Annotated in this window: 12 protein-coding genes; 5 read left to right on the top strand and 7 right to left on the bottom strand. The window is 54.9% G+C overall.

The window, feature by feature from the left end; translation table 11 throughout:
• Positions 1-30: 30 nt before the first annotated feature.
• The 4 genes from CTZ24_RS08455 to CTZ24_RS08440 form a co-directional block, all read right to left on the bottom strand.
• Entirely contained in the window at positions 31-2,460 is a 2,430-nt protein-coding gene (locus tag CTZ24_RS08455) for a membrane-bound PQQ-dependent dehydrogenase, glucose/quinate/shikimate family (RefSeq protein WP_208725297.1), read from the bottom strand.
• A gap of 438 nt (positions 2,461-2,898) precedes the next feature.
• Positions 2,899-3,678, bottom strand: coding sequence for an ABC transporter ATP-binding protein (locus CTZ24_RS08450; protein WP_208725296.1), 780 nt, complete (start codon positions 3,676-3,678; stop codon positions 2,899-2,901).
• Complete coding sequence (locus CTZ24_RS08445; protein ID WP_208725295.1) at positions 3,675-4,439, bottom strand: ABC transporter permease; 765 nt, start codon at positions 4,437-4,439, stop codon at positions 3,675-3,677. Before CTZ24_RS08445 ends, CTZ24_RS08450 begins: the two co-directional genes overlap by 4 nt.
• 10 nt (positions 4,440-4,449) lie before the next feature.
• Complete coding sequence (locus tag CTZ24_RS08440; protein WP_208725523.1) at positions 4,450-5,421, bottom strand: ABC transporter substrate-binding protein; 972 nt, start codon at positions 5,419-5,421, stop codon at positions 4,450-4,452.
• Between the two features lie 293 nt (positions 5,422-5,714).
• Here CTZ24_RS08440 and umuC point away from each other — a divergent pair, with 293 nt between their 5' ends.
• Positions 5,715-6,977: a translesion error-prone DNA polymerase V subunit UmuC gene (gene umuC, locus CTZ24_RS08435; RefSeq protein ID WP_208725294.1), complete on the top strand. Its 1,263-nt coding sequence runs from the start codon at positions 5,715-5,717 to the stop codon at positions 6,975-6,977.
• 22 nt (positions 6,978-6,999) lie between these two features.
• Here umuC and CTZ24_RS08430 read toward each other — a convergent pair whose 3' ends face one another.
• A complete protein-coding gene (locus tag CTZ24_RS08430; protein ID WP_021185704.1) occupies positions 7,000-7,503 on the bottom strand; it encodes a P-loop nucleotide/nucleoside kinase family protein in 504 nt (167 codons plus the stop codon).
• A 110-nt stretch (positions 7,504-7,613) separates the two neighbouring features.
• On the opposite strand from CTZ24_RS08430, the gene CTZ24_RS08425 reads away from it, so the two are divergent.
• From CTZ24_RS08425 to dcuR, 4 genes are all read left to right on the top strand, one after another.
• Complete coding sequence (locus CTZ24_RS08425) at positions 7,614-8,180, top strand: flavin reductase family protein (RefSeq protein WP_208725293.1); 567 nt, start codon at positions 7,614-7,616, stop codon at positions 8,178-8,180.
• A gap of 64 nt (positions 8,181-8,244) precedes the next feature.
• Complete coding sequence (gene msrA, locus CTZ24_RS08420) at positions 8,245-8,784, top strand: peptide-methionine (S)-S-oxide reductase MsrA (protein WP_021185702.1); 540 nt, start codon at positions 8,245-8,247, stop codon at positions 8,782-8,784.
• A gap of 74 nt (positions 8,785-8,858) precedes the next feature.
• Positions 8,859-10,499, top strand: a complete 1,641-nt coding sequence (locus CTZ24_RS08415) for a sensor histidine kinase (protein WP_208725292.1) — start codon at positions 8,859-8,861, stop codon at positions 10,497-10,499.
• Positions 10,496-11,215: a two-component system response regulator DcuR gene (gene dcuR, locus CTZ24_RS08410; RefSeq protein ID WP_021185700.1), complete on the top strand. Its 720-nt coding sequence runs from the start codon at positions 10,496-10,498 to the stop codon at positions 11,213-11,215. The genes CTZ24_RS08415 and dcuR overlap by 4 nt, the downstream gene beginning before the upstream one ends.
• Here dcuR and CTZ24_RS08405 read toward each other — a convergent pair.
• Both CTZ24_RS08405 and CTZ24_RS08400 read right to left on the bottom strand, forming a co-directional pair.
• Positions 11,209-12,174, bottom strand: a complete 966-nt coding sequence (locus tag CTZ24_RS08405) for an FAD:protein FMN transferase (RefSeq protein WP_208725291.1) — start codon at positions 12,172-12,174, stop codon at positions 11,209-11,211. The genes dcuR and CTZ24_RS08405 overlap by 7 nt on opposite strands.
• Before the next feature lie 86 nt (positions 12,175-12,260).
• A complete protein-coding gene (locus tag CTZ24_RS08400) occupies positions 12,261-15,038 on the bottom strand; it encodes a flavocytochrome c (protein ID WP_208725290.1) in 2,778 nt (925 codons plus the stop codon).
• Positions 15,039-15,113: the final 75 nt, after the last annotated feature.

Below are 15,113 nucleotides of genomic sequence, written 5' to 3'. Positions count from 1 at the left end.
CCCAGCTTATATCGCCGGGCGTTGTCAGACTTACGCTTTGTCTGGCAAGGCGTAAGCAATCAGATAATCACCGACATCCGGCGAGTGCGCCGCACCGCCTGCCGAGATCACGATGTACTCTTTACCGGTTTTCGCTGACTGATAAATCAACGGTGACGCAGTCGCTCCCACCGGCAGACGCGCTTTCCACACTTCCTTACCGGTTTTGCTGTCCAGCGCACGCAGGTAATTATCCTGGCTACCGGCAAAGAACACTAAACCGCTTTTGGTGGTGGTCGGGCCGCCCAACGTTGGCATACCTACCGGCATCGGCAGATGGGTTTTTACCCCCAGAGGACCGGTGTCTTCCACCGTGCCCATTGGCACCTGCCAGACGATTTTCTTACTGTGCAGATCGATGGCGGTCATGGTGCCAAACGGCGGATGCTGACACGGCACTTGCAGGAAGGATGCGAAGTTATCCATCCGCACGCCAACGTAAGGCCCGCTGATCTGAGGACGGATAGTACCGGCCCATTGCGGAACTTCGTTCAGGGAGATTTTCTGTCCCTTCGCTTCTTCCTTACTCTTCAGCGCCATCAGCATACCCAGACGGATATCATTGACGTAAAGAATGCCGGAAGTTTCATCAATAGACACCCCACCCCAGTTCATGCCACCCATGGTCGCCGGGAACTCCAGGTAGGTTTTCTCACTGTTCGGTTGGAAGATGCCGGAATAGAGCGCCGATTTGAACAGAATGCGGCAGTAGAGCTGGTCAAACATGCTGACGCCCCACATCTTCTTCTCGTTCAGTTGCTCCAGACCGATAGTTGGCATATCCACTGAGAACGGCTGGGTCGGCGACAGATGTTCTTCCTGCGCTGCCGGAGAAGTCGGTACCGGTTTCTCTTCGACTTTACTCACCGGCTTACCGGTGCGGCGATCCAGGACGAAGATTTCACCCATTTTGCTGGTCTGAATCAGCGCGGGCACCACTTCGCCCTGCTCATTCTTCATGTTGTACATCACCGGCTGCGACGGTAAGTCGTAGTCCCAGATATCGTGATGGACGGTCTGGAAGACCCATTTGGTTTTGCCGGTATTCACATCCAGCGCAATCACTGACGAACCGTATTTCTCTTTCGCCGCATTACGGTTACCGCCCCAGTAATCTGGTGGGCCGTTACCGGTGGAGACATACACCAGGCCGAGATCTTTATCGTAAGTCGGGATGGCCCAGACGTTCGGGGTGCTGAGGGTATAATGTGCATCACCCTGCTTCGCCCCTTCGACGTTGCCAACATCCCACGCCCACGCCAGCGAACCGTCACGCACATCATACGCACGCAACACACCGGAGGGTTCATCTTCGGTGATATCACGTACCCAGGAACCGAATACTGTCAGATGGCCCATAATCACCGGCACGCTGGTCGGGTGATAACGACGGCTGTCGGCAGTATCGCCCATCCCCTGTTGCAGGTTGACCATGCCATTCTGGCCGAAGTTCGGGCACAGCTCGCCGGTATGCGCGTCCAGCGCAATCAGACGGGCATCAACGGTGGAAACAATAATGCGCTGACGGCAGGCCGTATCGGTATACGCCGCTTTCTGCTCGGCACTGAGGGTTTCATCGCTGTCGTAGTCGTAATAACCGACGCTACGGCAGGTAACGTGTTCATAGGTGCGCGCATGCGGATCGAATTTCCAGATTGGTTTGCCGGTATCGGCATCCACTGCGGCAATCAGGTTTTCCGGCGTACAGGTATAAAGCACGGAACCAATTTGAATCGGTGTGTTTTCATCAACCCCCGTCGCATTGCCTGTCAGACGGCGACCGGTGTGATAAGTCCAGGCCACCTGCAAATCTTTAACGTTATCCGCGTTGACCTGATCGAGCGGCACAAAGCGCGTGCCGCTGGCGTTGCGGCTGATATAGCGCCAGTCCTGACCCGCTTTGGAAGCATCGCTATCCGTTGGTTGCAACGGCTCGGCAGAGACGGCTTCCGGGTTATAGAGGGTGTTATGCGGGAAGAAGCCACCAATAAAGGTGGCGATTAATGCCACAAACACCACCAGGCTAAGCCCGCCAGAGAGACGACGCTGCGACGACAGCACACCTTTATCGGTGGCGGTCACCAGCAAACTCAGCAGAAATAACAGCGCGGGTACCACCAGGCGCGGCAGCAAATCCCAATAGATCAGGCCGCCAACTTCCACCAGCGACCAGATAATCGTCAGTGCAAAAATCAGGCAGGAAAAAATGAAACCCGCCGCTGGTTTTTTAAAATAGAGCACCACCAGCACGATATAGGCGATACCGGCAATCAGATAATATGCCGATCCACCCAGTGAAATAAGTTTTCCGCCGCCAATAATAATAGCGATGGCGGTCGCCAGCGTGAGCAACGCAAAAATGATGCTCAGGACAAATGACAAGCCTGAACGCCGTCCAGACCCTTGTTCCTTAATATCCATACACTCCCCGATAATTTAAAATGGTGACATGTTAGTTAAAATCGTAAGGACTGTATGTTTGTGTTAATTAGATGTCAATAAATGTAAATCCACATCTTTTCAGTCACTACTTAAAAACAAACCAATAACATTTACATCAATAACAATCATAATGCGCCCCAGCTAATTAACTACCGTCATTAATTATCAGCGCAGAAACGCCACCATCCCGTTTATTAATGGTTTAGGAATGAATACCCTGACATTTTACAGGTTAAAATATTTGTGCTTACTGGTTATTCGCAGACGGGGATAATTTCACGAGGTCATTAAATCAGGTGGGATGCGGCGGTAAATAACCGCACTTTTTATTCTTTTCGTAACGGCGCGATACATCGCACAATCCCGTGCGCGTTGCAGGAAAAACCCGCGCGATAAATCGCGCCGTTACGTTATGCGTTAACCTGCCATCTCGCGTTTAAACACCGCGAGTGTATGGGCTTTCACCCGGACAAACTCCGGGTGACTCATCATCTCAGCAGTACGCGGCCGCGGCAGGACAAAGGGCACAATCTCGGCCACGCGCGTAGGCCGCCGTGTCAGCAACAAGATTTCATCCGCCAGAAACACCGCATCCTCCAGATCATGTGAGACGATCAGCATGGTGACGCCGGTCGCCAGTTGGACCTGCTGCAATTTATCGCGGATAAACAGCGTCATCTCAAAATCGAGCGCCGAGAACGGCTCATCAAGAAACATCACTTCAGGCTGCGTCGCCAGCGCGCGCATGATACACACCGTTTGCTGTTGCCCACCGGAGAGTTCATACGGATAACGTTGCAGATCGAAGCGAATATCAAACATTGCCGCCAATTCAGCCACACGTTGTTTGACCGCCGCCGCCTTTATGCCCTGGCGTTTTAACGGATAGGCAATGTTGTGCCAGGCGGTTAACCAGGGAAAAAGCGCATCGCGGTAATTCTGGAACACATAACCGATCTTCGTCTCCGCCAACGTTTTGCCGTCGAACAGGATTTGCCCGCGATCGATCGGAATCAATCCGGCAATCATGTTCATCAGCGTCGATTTGCCACAGCCATTAGGCCCAAATATCGAGACGATCTTGCCTTTGGGTAAATCGAGGTTGAGATCCTGATACAGCGGCTGCCCGGCAAAGCTTTTATCCAGCCCGCGAATAGTGACATGGGTATTGGGTTGCGGATAATCGGGTTTTTTCATGCTTTGCCACTCCAGTGCACACAGCGTTTTTCAATCAGCAGAAAACCCAGATTCAGCAGATAGCCAAAAGCACCGGTGATCAGAATCGAGGCGTACATATCTTTAATGTTGAACAGCTGCTGCGCATCAATGATGCGGTGCCCCAACCCGGTTTCAGAACCAATAAACATTTCGGCGACGATGACGATCACCAGCGCCATCGAGACGCCGGTACGCAAACCGACAAAGGTCTGCGGCAGGCTTTCCATCAGCATGATGTCCTTAAACACATGCCAGCGTGAAACCCCCATCACCTGCGCCGCCATAATGCGGGTCTTCTTCGCGTTCATCACGCCGTAGGCGCTGTTAAACAGGATCACCAGCACCGCCGCGAAGGCGGCAATGGCGATTTTGTTGGTATCGGTAATACCGAAAATCAGCATAAACAAAGGGATCAGTGCGGATGATGGCGTTGAGCGGAAAAAATCCACCAAAAATTCGACGCTGCGATACAGACGTTCGCTACTGCCGAGCATCACCCCCAACGGCACACCGATAACCGCCGCCACCACAAAGGCCATCAGCGTACGGTAGAGCGTATCGCCGATATCCTGATTCATGCTGCCATCCGCCAGCGCGCTAAACAGATAGCCGAGGGTTTCCCCCGGCGATGGTAGCAACACCGGGTTGAGCCATTTGGCGCTGACTGCCGTCTGCCACAGCAGAAAAAGCAGCAGCGGCCCGATCAGCGGCAGCAGCCTGCATCGCCAGATTCGCATCATGGCACTCTCCTTATGCGCGATAGATCAACGGTTCCACCTGAAGCGGCTTGCTGAAAATTTTCCGCTCGGCAAACACATCATAAAATTTCTGGAACCATTGCAGGTTAGTCCCGGTTAACTGGTCATACATCACGAAGCCAGGCAGCGGCACTTCCTTCACCAGCGCCGCTTCAATGCCGGTGTAACCCGCCACATATTGCCGCGCCTCTTCCGGCTGTTGCTGGATAAACTTGACCGCTGCGCCATACGCATCAATCACCTGCCGCGCCCGCGCTTTGTCGGCATTGATAAAGCTGGTGGTCAGCGCCGCCGCACCCCCAAACCACGGTGCGCTGGCATCGCCGAGCACATATTTGGCAATCACCCCGGTTTCCAGCACTTTGCCCATGCCTTTCATGCGTGCCACTGTGCCGGTGGGTTCCAGCGTGTATACCCCATCAATCTGCCCGGCAGCTAACGATGGCGCATGCTGGCCGACCGGCAACTCGATCACCTTGGTATCGGTAAAGCCATTCTTCTCCAGGATAATTTTCGCCATAGTGACGTTCTGGATACCGGGGCCGCTGGCAATGCGTTTACCCTTCAGATCGCTGATCGATTTGGCGCTACTGTTGACCGGCACCAGAAACTCATCCAGCACCATTTTTTCATTCGAAGGATTAGAACAGATGATTTTGAACAGGTCCGGGCTGGTAATGGCCCCCAACCCCAACGCCCCGGTGGCGGTGCCGTTGGCGCAACCATGAATACGCCCGGTGATCATCGCTTCCACCACCTGCTGCGGGCTGGCGAATTTGACGGCGCGTACGTTCAAACCGGCTTGTTTAAAGATGCCTTTCTCGATACCGGCATACAACGGCAAACCACCGACAATCGGCCAGTAGCCAATCAGAATCTCATCATCTGCCGCCACGGCTGATGGGCTGCCCAACATGCCACTGAGCGCGACGCCACTTAATGCCAGCATCGAATATTTCATCATCTGGCGACGCTGAGCGTTAATTTTCTCTTTATCATTGTTGCGCACGGTGATTCCCCCAAGTGATTGACTGGTATGCGGCCTTGTATACAAGCCACTGGCAACTATGCAGAAGTTGTGCCAGGTAACAGAATTACCGTGCGTTAAGGTTTTCTCACTGTGGCTTAATCAATTAGGGAAAGTTAATGGTGCATCCGGCGCACCATCGCGGGACAAGCGTGTTGCGAATCAGCGCTTGACGAACAGGGTCAACCGGAAAATACTGTATATAACAACAGTTATTTATGAACGCAATTATGTACGCACTTGTCGACGTCAACTCCTTCTACGCCTCCTGCGAAACCGTATTCCGCCCCGACCTGCGCGGCAAACCGGTTGTGGTGCTATCCAACAACGACGGTTGCATCATCTCGCTTAGCAAAGAAGCGAAAAAACTCGGCATCAAAATGGGTGCCCCTTACTTTAAGCAGCGTGAAGCCTTGCTGCGCCATCAAGTGGTGGTGTTCTCCTCCAACTATGCGCTGTATGGCGATATGTCGCTGCGGGTGATGGAGACGCTGGAGTTGATGGCCCCGCGCGTGGATGTCTATTCAATTGATGAAGCCTTTGTCGATGTGACCGGCGTTGATAACTGCCTCTCGCTGGAAGCCTTTGGTCGTCAGATGCGCGATCGTCTTTATAAAGAGACGCATCTGCGGGTCGGTGTGGGAATTGCACCGACCAAAACCCTCGCCAAGCTGGCGAACTGGGCAGCCAAACGCTGGACCCAGGCGGAGGGGGTGATGGATCTCTCTGCCCCGGTGCGTCAACGCAAACTGATGGCGATGGTGCCGGTGGACGAGGTCTGGGGCGTCGGCCGTCGGTTGGCGAAAAGACTCAACCTGATGGGGATCGAAAAGGCCGTGCAACTGGCCGATACCCCCACGGCACTGATCCGCAAGCAGTTTGGCGTGGTGCTGGAACGCACGGTACGCGAGTTACGCGGTGAGGCCTGCCTGGCCTTTGAAGAGGTGATCCCACAGCGGCAAAATATTCTTTGCTCGCGCTCCTTTGGTGAGCGGGTGACGGAGTATAACGACATGCGCGAAGCCATCAGCAATTACGCCGCGCGCGCGGCGGAAAAGCTACGTAGCGAGCGCCAGTATTGCCGCCATATTGGTACGTTTATCCGTACCAGTCCCCACGATCCTCATCACCCTTATTATGCCAACTCGGCTGACACCTTGCTGGTCACGCCGACACAGGATAGCCGCGACATCATGCATGCCGCGCTCAGTTGTCTGAACAAGATCTGGATCCCTGGCAAACGTTATATGAAAGGCGGCGTGATGCTGGGGGATTTTTTCAGTGATGGCGTGGCGCAGTTTGACCTGTTTGCCGACTATCAGCCTCGGCGTAATAGCGAACAACTGATGCAGTTGATCGATCAGATGAATGCCCACCAGCGCGGCGCGTTGTGGTTTGCCGGTCAGGGGGTGCAGAAAGCCTGGTCAATGAAACGTGAAATGCTGTCACCGGCTTACACCACCCGATTTTCTGATGTGCCGGTGGTGCGGTAGGCCTTGGGCGATAAATCGCGCACTAATGATTGATCACCGTAAACCCTTCATCCGGCTGCGGCGCGACAAAGTAACTGCTGATCAGTGCGAACTGTGCATCGGTGGCAGCAAAATCATGTTCACCTGCGTTGTTGCGCGCATGCAGCCGCGCTTTGCACTCCTCATCCGGAACATCGAGGACATGGAGCTGATGCGCGGCATCGGCAGCCTGAATCACCGCCTTCATCCATTGCCGGTTTTGCAGCGTGTTGGCCGGGAAATCCAGTACCACGGAGACACCACAGCGCAGCAGCGAAATCAGGTGCGGTGTCATAGCATTACGCAGCTTCGCAGCACAGCGCACATAATCCGCCACATCACGCATTTCGTCGGCAAACAGATGCGCCAGCCAGGCATCCTCGCTAATGATCACTGCCCCGGTTTCCTGAGCCAGCCGATGGGCCAACGTCGATTTACCTGCGGCAATTTTGCCGCACAGCAGGTGCAGGGTCGCTGGGGATTGTGTTAACGCGCGCGCAGACGCCATAAAACCACTCCTTTTAAGATGACTGCATACCATGCCTGTAATTGGCGCGCAGGTAAAGACCTGCGCAGGTTCGCTACACTTACAGCATCCTTCAAAAAAGGAGCAGCGCAATGAGCCAGAATGAACATAAAATCGATTTTCCGGTCAGCAAGGCGCGGAAATATCTGGAACCCGGACCGGTGGTGTTGGTCAGCTCGCAGTATGAAGGTCAGCACGACATCATGACGCTCGGCTGGCATACCATCCTGGAATTCTCACCCTCGCTGGTCGGCTGCATGATCGCCAGCGGCAATTTTAGCCATGAATTGATTCGTCACAGCGGCCAGTGCGTGATCAACGTGCCGGCCGCCGACTTAATTGATAGCGTGGTGGCCATCGGCAACAGCCACGGCGATCGCATCGATAAGTTTGATGCCTTCAAACTGACCGCTGAACCGGCCAGCAAGGTGAATGCGCCACTGATCAGGGAGTGCTTCGCCAGCTTTGAATGTCAGCTCTACGACGATAGCATGGTGGATAACTACAATCTGTTTATCTTCGAGATCGTTAAAGCGCATGTGGCGGATAAGCCGGAGTTTCCGCCCACCCTGCACTACACGGGGGAAGGTCGTTTTACCGTGATGAGCAATCTGCTGCTTGATAAGCACCGCGACTTTAAGCCAGAAATGTTAATTTAAACAAGGTTGAATTCACGAAAGCGCGCCCCCACAGTAACGCTTTCGCCCTGACAGGAGTAAAGACATGGCAATTGAATACGCGGTGATCGCGGGTGGCTGTTTCTGGTGTACCGAAGCAGTGTTTAAAAGTCTGATTGGCGTTGAGTCCGTGGAAAGCGGTTATACCGGCGGCACGCGTGCCAACCCGACTTACGAGCAGGTATGCAGCGGTGCCACCGGCCACGCCGAAGCGATCCGCATCGGTTTCGATCCGGCACAGATAAGCTTCGGCGATCTGCTGGATGTCAGCTTTGTCACCCATGATCCAACCCAGCTAAACCGCCAGGGCAATGACATCGGTACTCAGTACCGTTCCGCCATTTTCCCGGCCAATGCCGAACAGGAAGCGGAAGCGATCGCGGCCATCGCCCGTGCTCAGGAAGATAACAAAGATCCGATCGTCACCACCATCGAGCCGCTGGGCGAGTGGTATCCGGCGGAAGATTATCATCAGGATTACTGGGATGGTGCCGGTCAGCGTAACGGTTACTGCCTGGCGGTCATCCCTCCGAAGTTGCAGAAGCTGAAGAAAAATTTTGCCAATCGGGTAAAATCGCAGGGCTAATGCGATGCGGGTGCGCGTAATGCGCACCCGTTATAAATCCGCGCGATAAATCGCGCCGCTACGAAAGCTGCCCTATGCCAGAATTTGATTCTCCACCCACGCATTCCCCACCGCGTAAGCGGCCCATAAAGCTCAATACCCTGGTCACGCTGATGCTCAGTACGGTGATCGCCCTGGTGCTGTTCAGCGTCCATCTGATCTATTTCTTTCAAATCGGCGCGATGACGCGGATGCAACTGGAAGACAAAGCGATGGCCGTGGCGCGGACCCTGGCGGATTCGCCAGAAATCCAACGCGCGGTGCTACAGCCGCCCGGCACCCTGCCGATTCAGCCCATCGCCCAGGAGATTCAGCAAAGCAATAACCTGCTGTTTGTGGTGGTCACCAATATGCAGGGTATCCGCTATTCACATCTCAACCCGGAGTTGGTCGGCCAGCATTTTATTGGCGACGACATCGAACCGGCGTTGCGTGGACATGAGAACGTCTCGGTCAATAAAGGCGCGTTAGTCAAAGCCCTGCGCGTATTTACCCCAATCTATAACGCTCAACATCAACAGATTGGCGTGGTGGTGATTGGTATCTCGCTCAGCGCGGTGACCGATCAAATCAACCAGAGCCGCTGGAGCGTGTTATGGACGATCTTGATTGGCGCGCTGGTCGGTGCGCTGGGCACCTTGATTCTGGTACGCGTGCTAAAACGTATTTTGTTCGGCCTCGAACCGCATGAAATCTCGACGCTGTTTGAACAACGTCAGGCGATCCTCAACTCGGTAAAAGAAGGCGTGGTGGCGGTGGACGATCAGGGCGCGGTGACGCTGGTCAATCAGACGGCACAGAAGCTGTTGAATGCCGAGATCGCGACCAGCGCTATCAGTGCCGAACGTATTTACGATGCCTCGGTGATCAACGCCCATTTGCAGGATGTGTTGCAGAGCGGCCGACCACGGCGCGACGAAGAATTGAACGTTAACGGCCATGTGCTGCTCAGCAACACGGTGCCGGTACGCAGCCAGGGACGTATTATTGGCGCGGTGTGTACCTTCAGGGATAAGACCGAGATTAGCCAGCTAATGCAGCGCCTGAGCGGCATGGTAAACTATGTCGATGCGCTCCGTGAGCGTTCACACGAATTTATGAATAAGCTGCACGTTATCCTCGGCCTGCTGCATATGAAAAACTATGCGCAGGTCGAAGCCTATGTGCTGAAAACCGCCAATAACTATCAGACGGAAATTGGCTCGCTGGTGCAGAAAATTAAGTCACCGGTGATTGCCGGATTCCTGCTCAGTAAGATCAATCGGGCATCCGATCGTGGCCATCACCTGACCATCAGCGATGCCAGTTTCTTACCCGACAGCGGCAACGAGCAGCAGATGGCGGTACTGATTACCGTGATTGGCAACCTGGTGGAGAATGCGCTGGATGCACTTGGCTCCCAGACTGAAGGTGAGATCCATGTGATGCTGCACTACCAGAATGGCTGGCTGGCGTGTGAAGTGAGCGACGATGGCCCCGGTATTGATCCCGAGGTGTTGCCCACCATTTTTGACAAAGGCTTCTCCACCAAAGGTGACGATCGCGGCGTCGGTTTGTTCCTGCTGAAACAGCAAACCGAAAGCCTTGGCGGCGACGTCAGCGTGGAATCAGAACCCGGCGTTTATACCCAATTTTTAGTCCAGCTACCCTGGGATGGAGGAAATCAAACCGCATGATCAACGTGTTAGTAGTCGACGATGATGCAATGGTGGCAGAGCTTAATCGCTGCTATATCGGCCAGGTGCCCGGCTTTAGCTGCTGTGGCACCGCCTCAACCTTACAGCAGGCGAAAGAGAAGATCCTCAACAGCGAACCACCGGTTGATCTGGTGCTGCTGGATATCTATATGCAACAGGAAAACGGCCTCGACCTGCTGCCGGAGCTGCGCAAAGCCAACAGCCCGGTGGAGGTGATTATCATCTCCTCCGCCGCCGATGCCGCAACCATCAAAACCTCGTTGCACTACGGCGTAGTGGATTACCTGATCAAGCCCTTCCAGTTCCCGCGTTTTGAAGAAGCGCTGACCCAATGGCGGCAGAAAAAATCGCTGATGGATAACCAGCATTATTATCAGCAATCGGATGTCGACCTACTGATTCACGGCAGCCCGGCGACCCAGCACGACAGCAAACGCCTGCCAAAAGGGCTGACGCCGCAGACGCTACGCACCCTGTGTCAGTGGATCGATGCCCATCCGGGCACCGAGTTCTCCACCGATGAACTGGCGGCCGAGGTGAATATCTCCCGGGTTTCCTGCCGTAAGTATCTGATCTGGCTGGCGCAGATTAATATCCTGTTCACCAGCATCCATTACGGTGCCACAGGCCGTCCGGTGTACCGCTATCGCCTGCAACCGGAATACCATTCGCTGCTGCAACAATATTGTCAGTAACGCAGTTGCCACGCCGCATCCAGCGGATTAAAGCTGAAATGGCGCGCGGAGGAGCAGATTATCTGCCGGTCGCGCGTCACAAAGACCGCGTCCAGTTCGGGCTGGTCAGCAAGATACGCCAGCCCCTGTTCCACCCCCATGCCATACAGCAGTGTGGTATAGATATCGCCATCAATGGAACGATCGGAAATCACCGTGATGCTGAGTAATTCGTTGTCGAGCGGATAGCCGGTGCGCGGATCGAAGATATGGTGCCAGCAGCGGCCATCCCGTTCGAAGTAGCGTTCGTAGATGCCGGAGGTCACCACCGACTTACCCTGCACGCGCAACACGCCGAGCAGTTCATCCTCGCGGCCAAAGGGTTTTTTCAGGCCAATCCCCCACCCCGCCGCATCATGGGGGGGACACCCCAACGTCTGCACGTTGCCACCGAGGTTAATCAACGCCTGCTGCACACCCTGTTGGCGTAAAAAGCCCTGCACGCGATCGGCAATATAGCCTTTGGCGATGGCACCGAGATCAATCTCCATCCCCGGCTGTTGCAGGAACACCGAGCGTTCAGCCTCATTCAATATCACCTGATGCGGATCGGTCAGCCGCAGCCGCGCCGCGATGTCAGCAGCCGGTGGCACCTCATGACCCTGAAAGCCAATTTTCCAGCGTTTCACTACCGGCCCGATGGTGAAGTTAAAGGCGCTGTTCGGCAACAAACTCACCGCATGCGCCACGCTGATCAAGGCAAACACCGGTTCACTGACCACCACCGGATGGCGGCCCGCGGCGTGGTTGATCGCCATCACTTCAGAGTCAGCACGATTGACGGTAAACAGATTTTCCTGCTGTTTGATCAGCCGGAATACCTGCGCCGCGAGAGGTTGATTGTCTTCGAAGAGTTTAAGCAGAATGGGCGAACCCATCAGAACGGCGGAATAGGCATAGACGCCTGCGTCTGGAGTCATTATCGCCTCTTACAGTTGTAGCGGCACGATTTATCGCGCGGTTCTTAAAAGAGCGCGATAAATCGCGCCGCTACGGATGGTGTGATTTAGCCTAACGCCAGTGCCGCGGCGTTACGTCCGGCTTTGATACCAAAGATGATGATATCAGCAACCGCGTTGCCGCCGATACGGTTGGCACCGTGAATACCGCCAACCACTTCACCCGCTGCCCAGGCACCCGGGATCACCTGTTTCTGTGCATCCAGTACCGCTGTGTCAGTATTGATGGTCACGCCGCCCATAGTGTGATGCACCCCAGGGGCGATACGGATGGCGTAGTAAGGACCGTGGTTGAGCGGATGACGCAGCGCAGTTTTACGGCCAAAATCTTCGTCGTTCTGCTGCTCAACAAACTGATTGTAACGGTTCAGGGTGGTCTGCAACGTCTCCTGATCCATATTCAGTTTCACCGCCAGTTCGTGTGGCGTTGGCGCGCTGATGACGAACCCTTTGGCGATGTACTCATCCGCCGCTTTGTTGTTCAGACGAACCTGCTCATCGAACATGATCCACGCGCTTTTCTCCGGCAGTGCGATAATTTCCGCCGAGACTTTGTCGCGCGTCTCCATCTCATTGAAGAAGCGCTTGCCCGCCTGGCTCACCAGGATGGCACCGCCGCCACGAATCGCTTCAGAAATCAGATAAGAGGTGGTTTGCTCCACTGTCGGGTGAATCTGGATCTCGCCCATATCCACGGTATCCGCACCAATTTTCTGCAACATGGCGATCCCGCTACCGGTCGCCCCTTTGTGGTTGGTGGTAACGAAGCCATCCAGCTCAGGACGATATTTCACCACCATCTCACGGTTAGCACTGAAACCGCCAGTGGCGACAATCACGCTTTTCGCGTTGAGAATGCGGCTGTCGTTGTACTCATCCACCACTTTCACGCCGCTGACCGCGCCGTTTTCGAACAGGATTTCCGCCACCGAGGTTTCCAGCAGCACTTCGATATTGCGCTGGTTAACGTTTTTCACCAGGCCGCTGATCAGGAAGCCCCCCACCGCCGAACGGTCTTCCGGGCGGTGCGTACGGTCAATGCTCATCCCACCGGTGATGGTGATGTCGCACAGTTCGATACCTTTATCTGTCAGCCAGTCAATCGCACCCGGTGCCTGTTCAACAAACTCACGCAACAGCACTGGATTGTTTTTGAATTTGCCGCCTTTCAGCGTCTCTTCATAGAACAACTCTTTGCTGTCCTCGATGCCTTTCAGACGCTGGTAGCGGGTTTCCGCTGCGTTCATCCCGACCGAGGCTTTGATGGTGTTACCACCGATGGTCGGCATCTTCTCGATGATCACCACGCGCGCGCCATCATCATGCGCCTGAATTGCCGCTGCCAGACCGGCACCGCCACTGCCAACCACCACCACATCGTAGCTGACCGGTGCATTCGGGTTGCCACCCTCTTCAATGACATGCTCTTTGCTGGAGGTGGCCAGCGCACGGGATACGGCTTTTTTCAGCGCCTCACTCTGGGTGGTGGCACCGGTCACGGCATCAACGTGGGGGCTGTTTGCCACCAGAATGCGCGAACGCAGGCTCTCAAAAGTGCTGGTAAAGTCGACGTCCAGCGTGGCGTCCGGCACCAGCGAGATGTCGGTGATACGGTCGGTGTCCAGAGTGACGTTGATTTTCAGCTTCAGCGCTTCGGCTTCCACTTTCTCCTGGAACACGCCCGCTTTATATTTACGGCCAGTATCGCTCGTGTCGCGGATCATCGCGTCCACCAGCGAGAAGCGCCACAGCGGCTCAGGGATCACCAGCTCCTCGCGTTTGGTGCTGTCGATAAACAGCTCCATATGCTCGTTGCGGATAATCCGGTCGGCCCAGTCCGGGTAGGCGATACAGGCTTTACCAATCGCCACCAGATCGAAACCGTGCTCCAGCGCATTTTCCGCATCTTCTTTATTTACCACGCCGCCAACACCAATCACCGGAACTTTAGCCAGCGTCGGTGAGCGCAGCGCCAGGTATTTGGTGATCAACGGTGTCGGGTCTTGGGTATCAACAATCGACGGACGCAGCAGTTGGCCGACGGAGAAGTGCACATAATCCAGACCACGCGCCGCCAGTTTCTCCAGCAGATACAGGGTGTCGTCAAAACGAATACCCGGCACTTCCAGCTCTTCCGGCGAGAAGCGATAGCCGATGATAAAGTCGGCTGCCGCAAAGCGGTCCGCCATTTTATGGGTGATTTCCAGCACTTCCATCGGGAAGCGAGCACGGTTGTCGCGGCTACCACCCCACTTGTCATCGCGCTGGTTGGAGTTTGGTGAGTAGAACTGCTGAATCAGGTAAGTGTTAGCGCCGTGGATCTCAACGCCATCGAAACCGGCCTTGATGGCACGGTTCACCGCATCACCAAATTTAGTGATCATGACATCGACTTCTTCCGCCGTCAGCGCCTGGGGAGTCGGCGCACCTTCACGCGGTGCGGCAAGCGCGCTGGGCGCGACTGGCGTTTTACCGCCGATCAACGCGGGATCCACCATACGGCCACCGTGGTAGATCTGCAAAATGGCTTTGGAACCCTGAGATTTGATCGCATCAGCAATCCTGGCCAGGCCGGGGATTTTGTTGTCGCTATCGATGGCGATGGCGCCGGGGAAGGCCGGGCCACGGTTATCGATAAAACAGCATTCGACAATCACCGTGCCAATGCTGCCCGCACGTACACGATAATAGTCCACCAGGTCGCTGGTCACGCCGCCGTCAAAATAACCGGTACAGGTGGTCATTGGGGCCATGACCAGGCGATTTTTCAATACCGCGCCTTTCGGCAGTGTCAGTGGATTAAGAATCGGGGTGAGCGTATTCATGATAACAACTCCAAAATTTAAAAGTTTCGAATTCTGTCGCAGACGCAGTTATTTCAAATTTATTTAAGAGGTCCG

The sequence above is a fragment of the Pantoea phytobeneficialis genome (genome assembly GCF_009728735.1).
GTDB lineage: Bacteria > Pseudomonadota > Gammaproteobacteria > Enterobacterales > Enterobacteriaceae > Pantoea > Pantoea phytobeneficialis.
The sequence above is the reverse complement of the archived record's forward strand: the minus strand, read 5'-3'. Positions and strand labels throughout refer to the sequence as shown.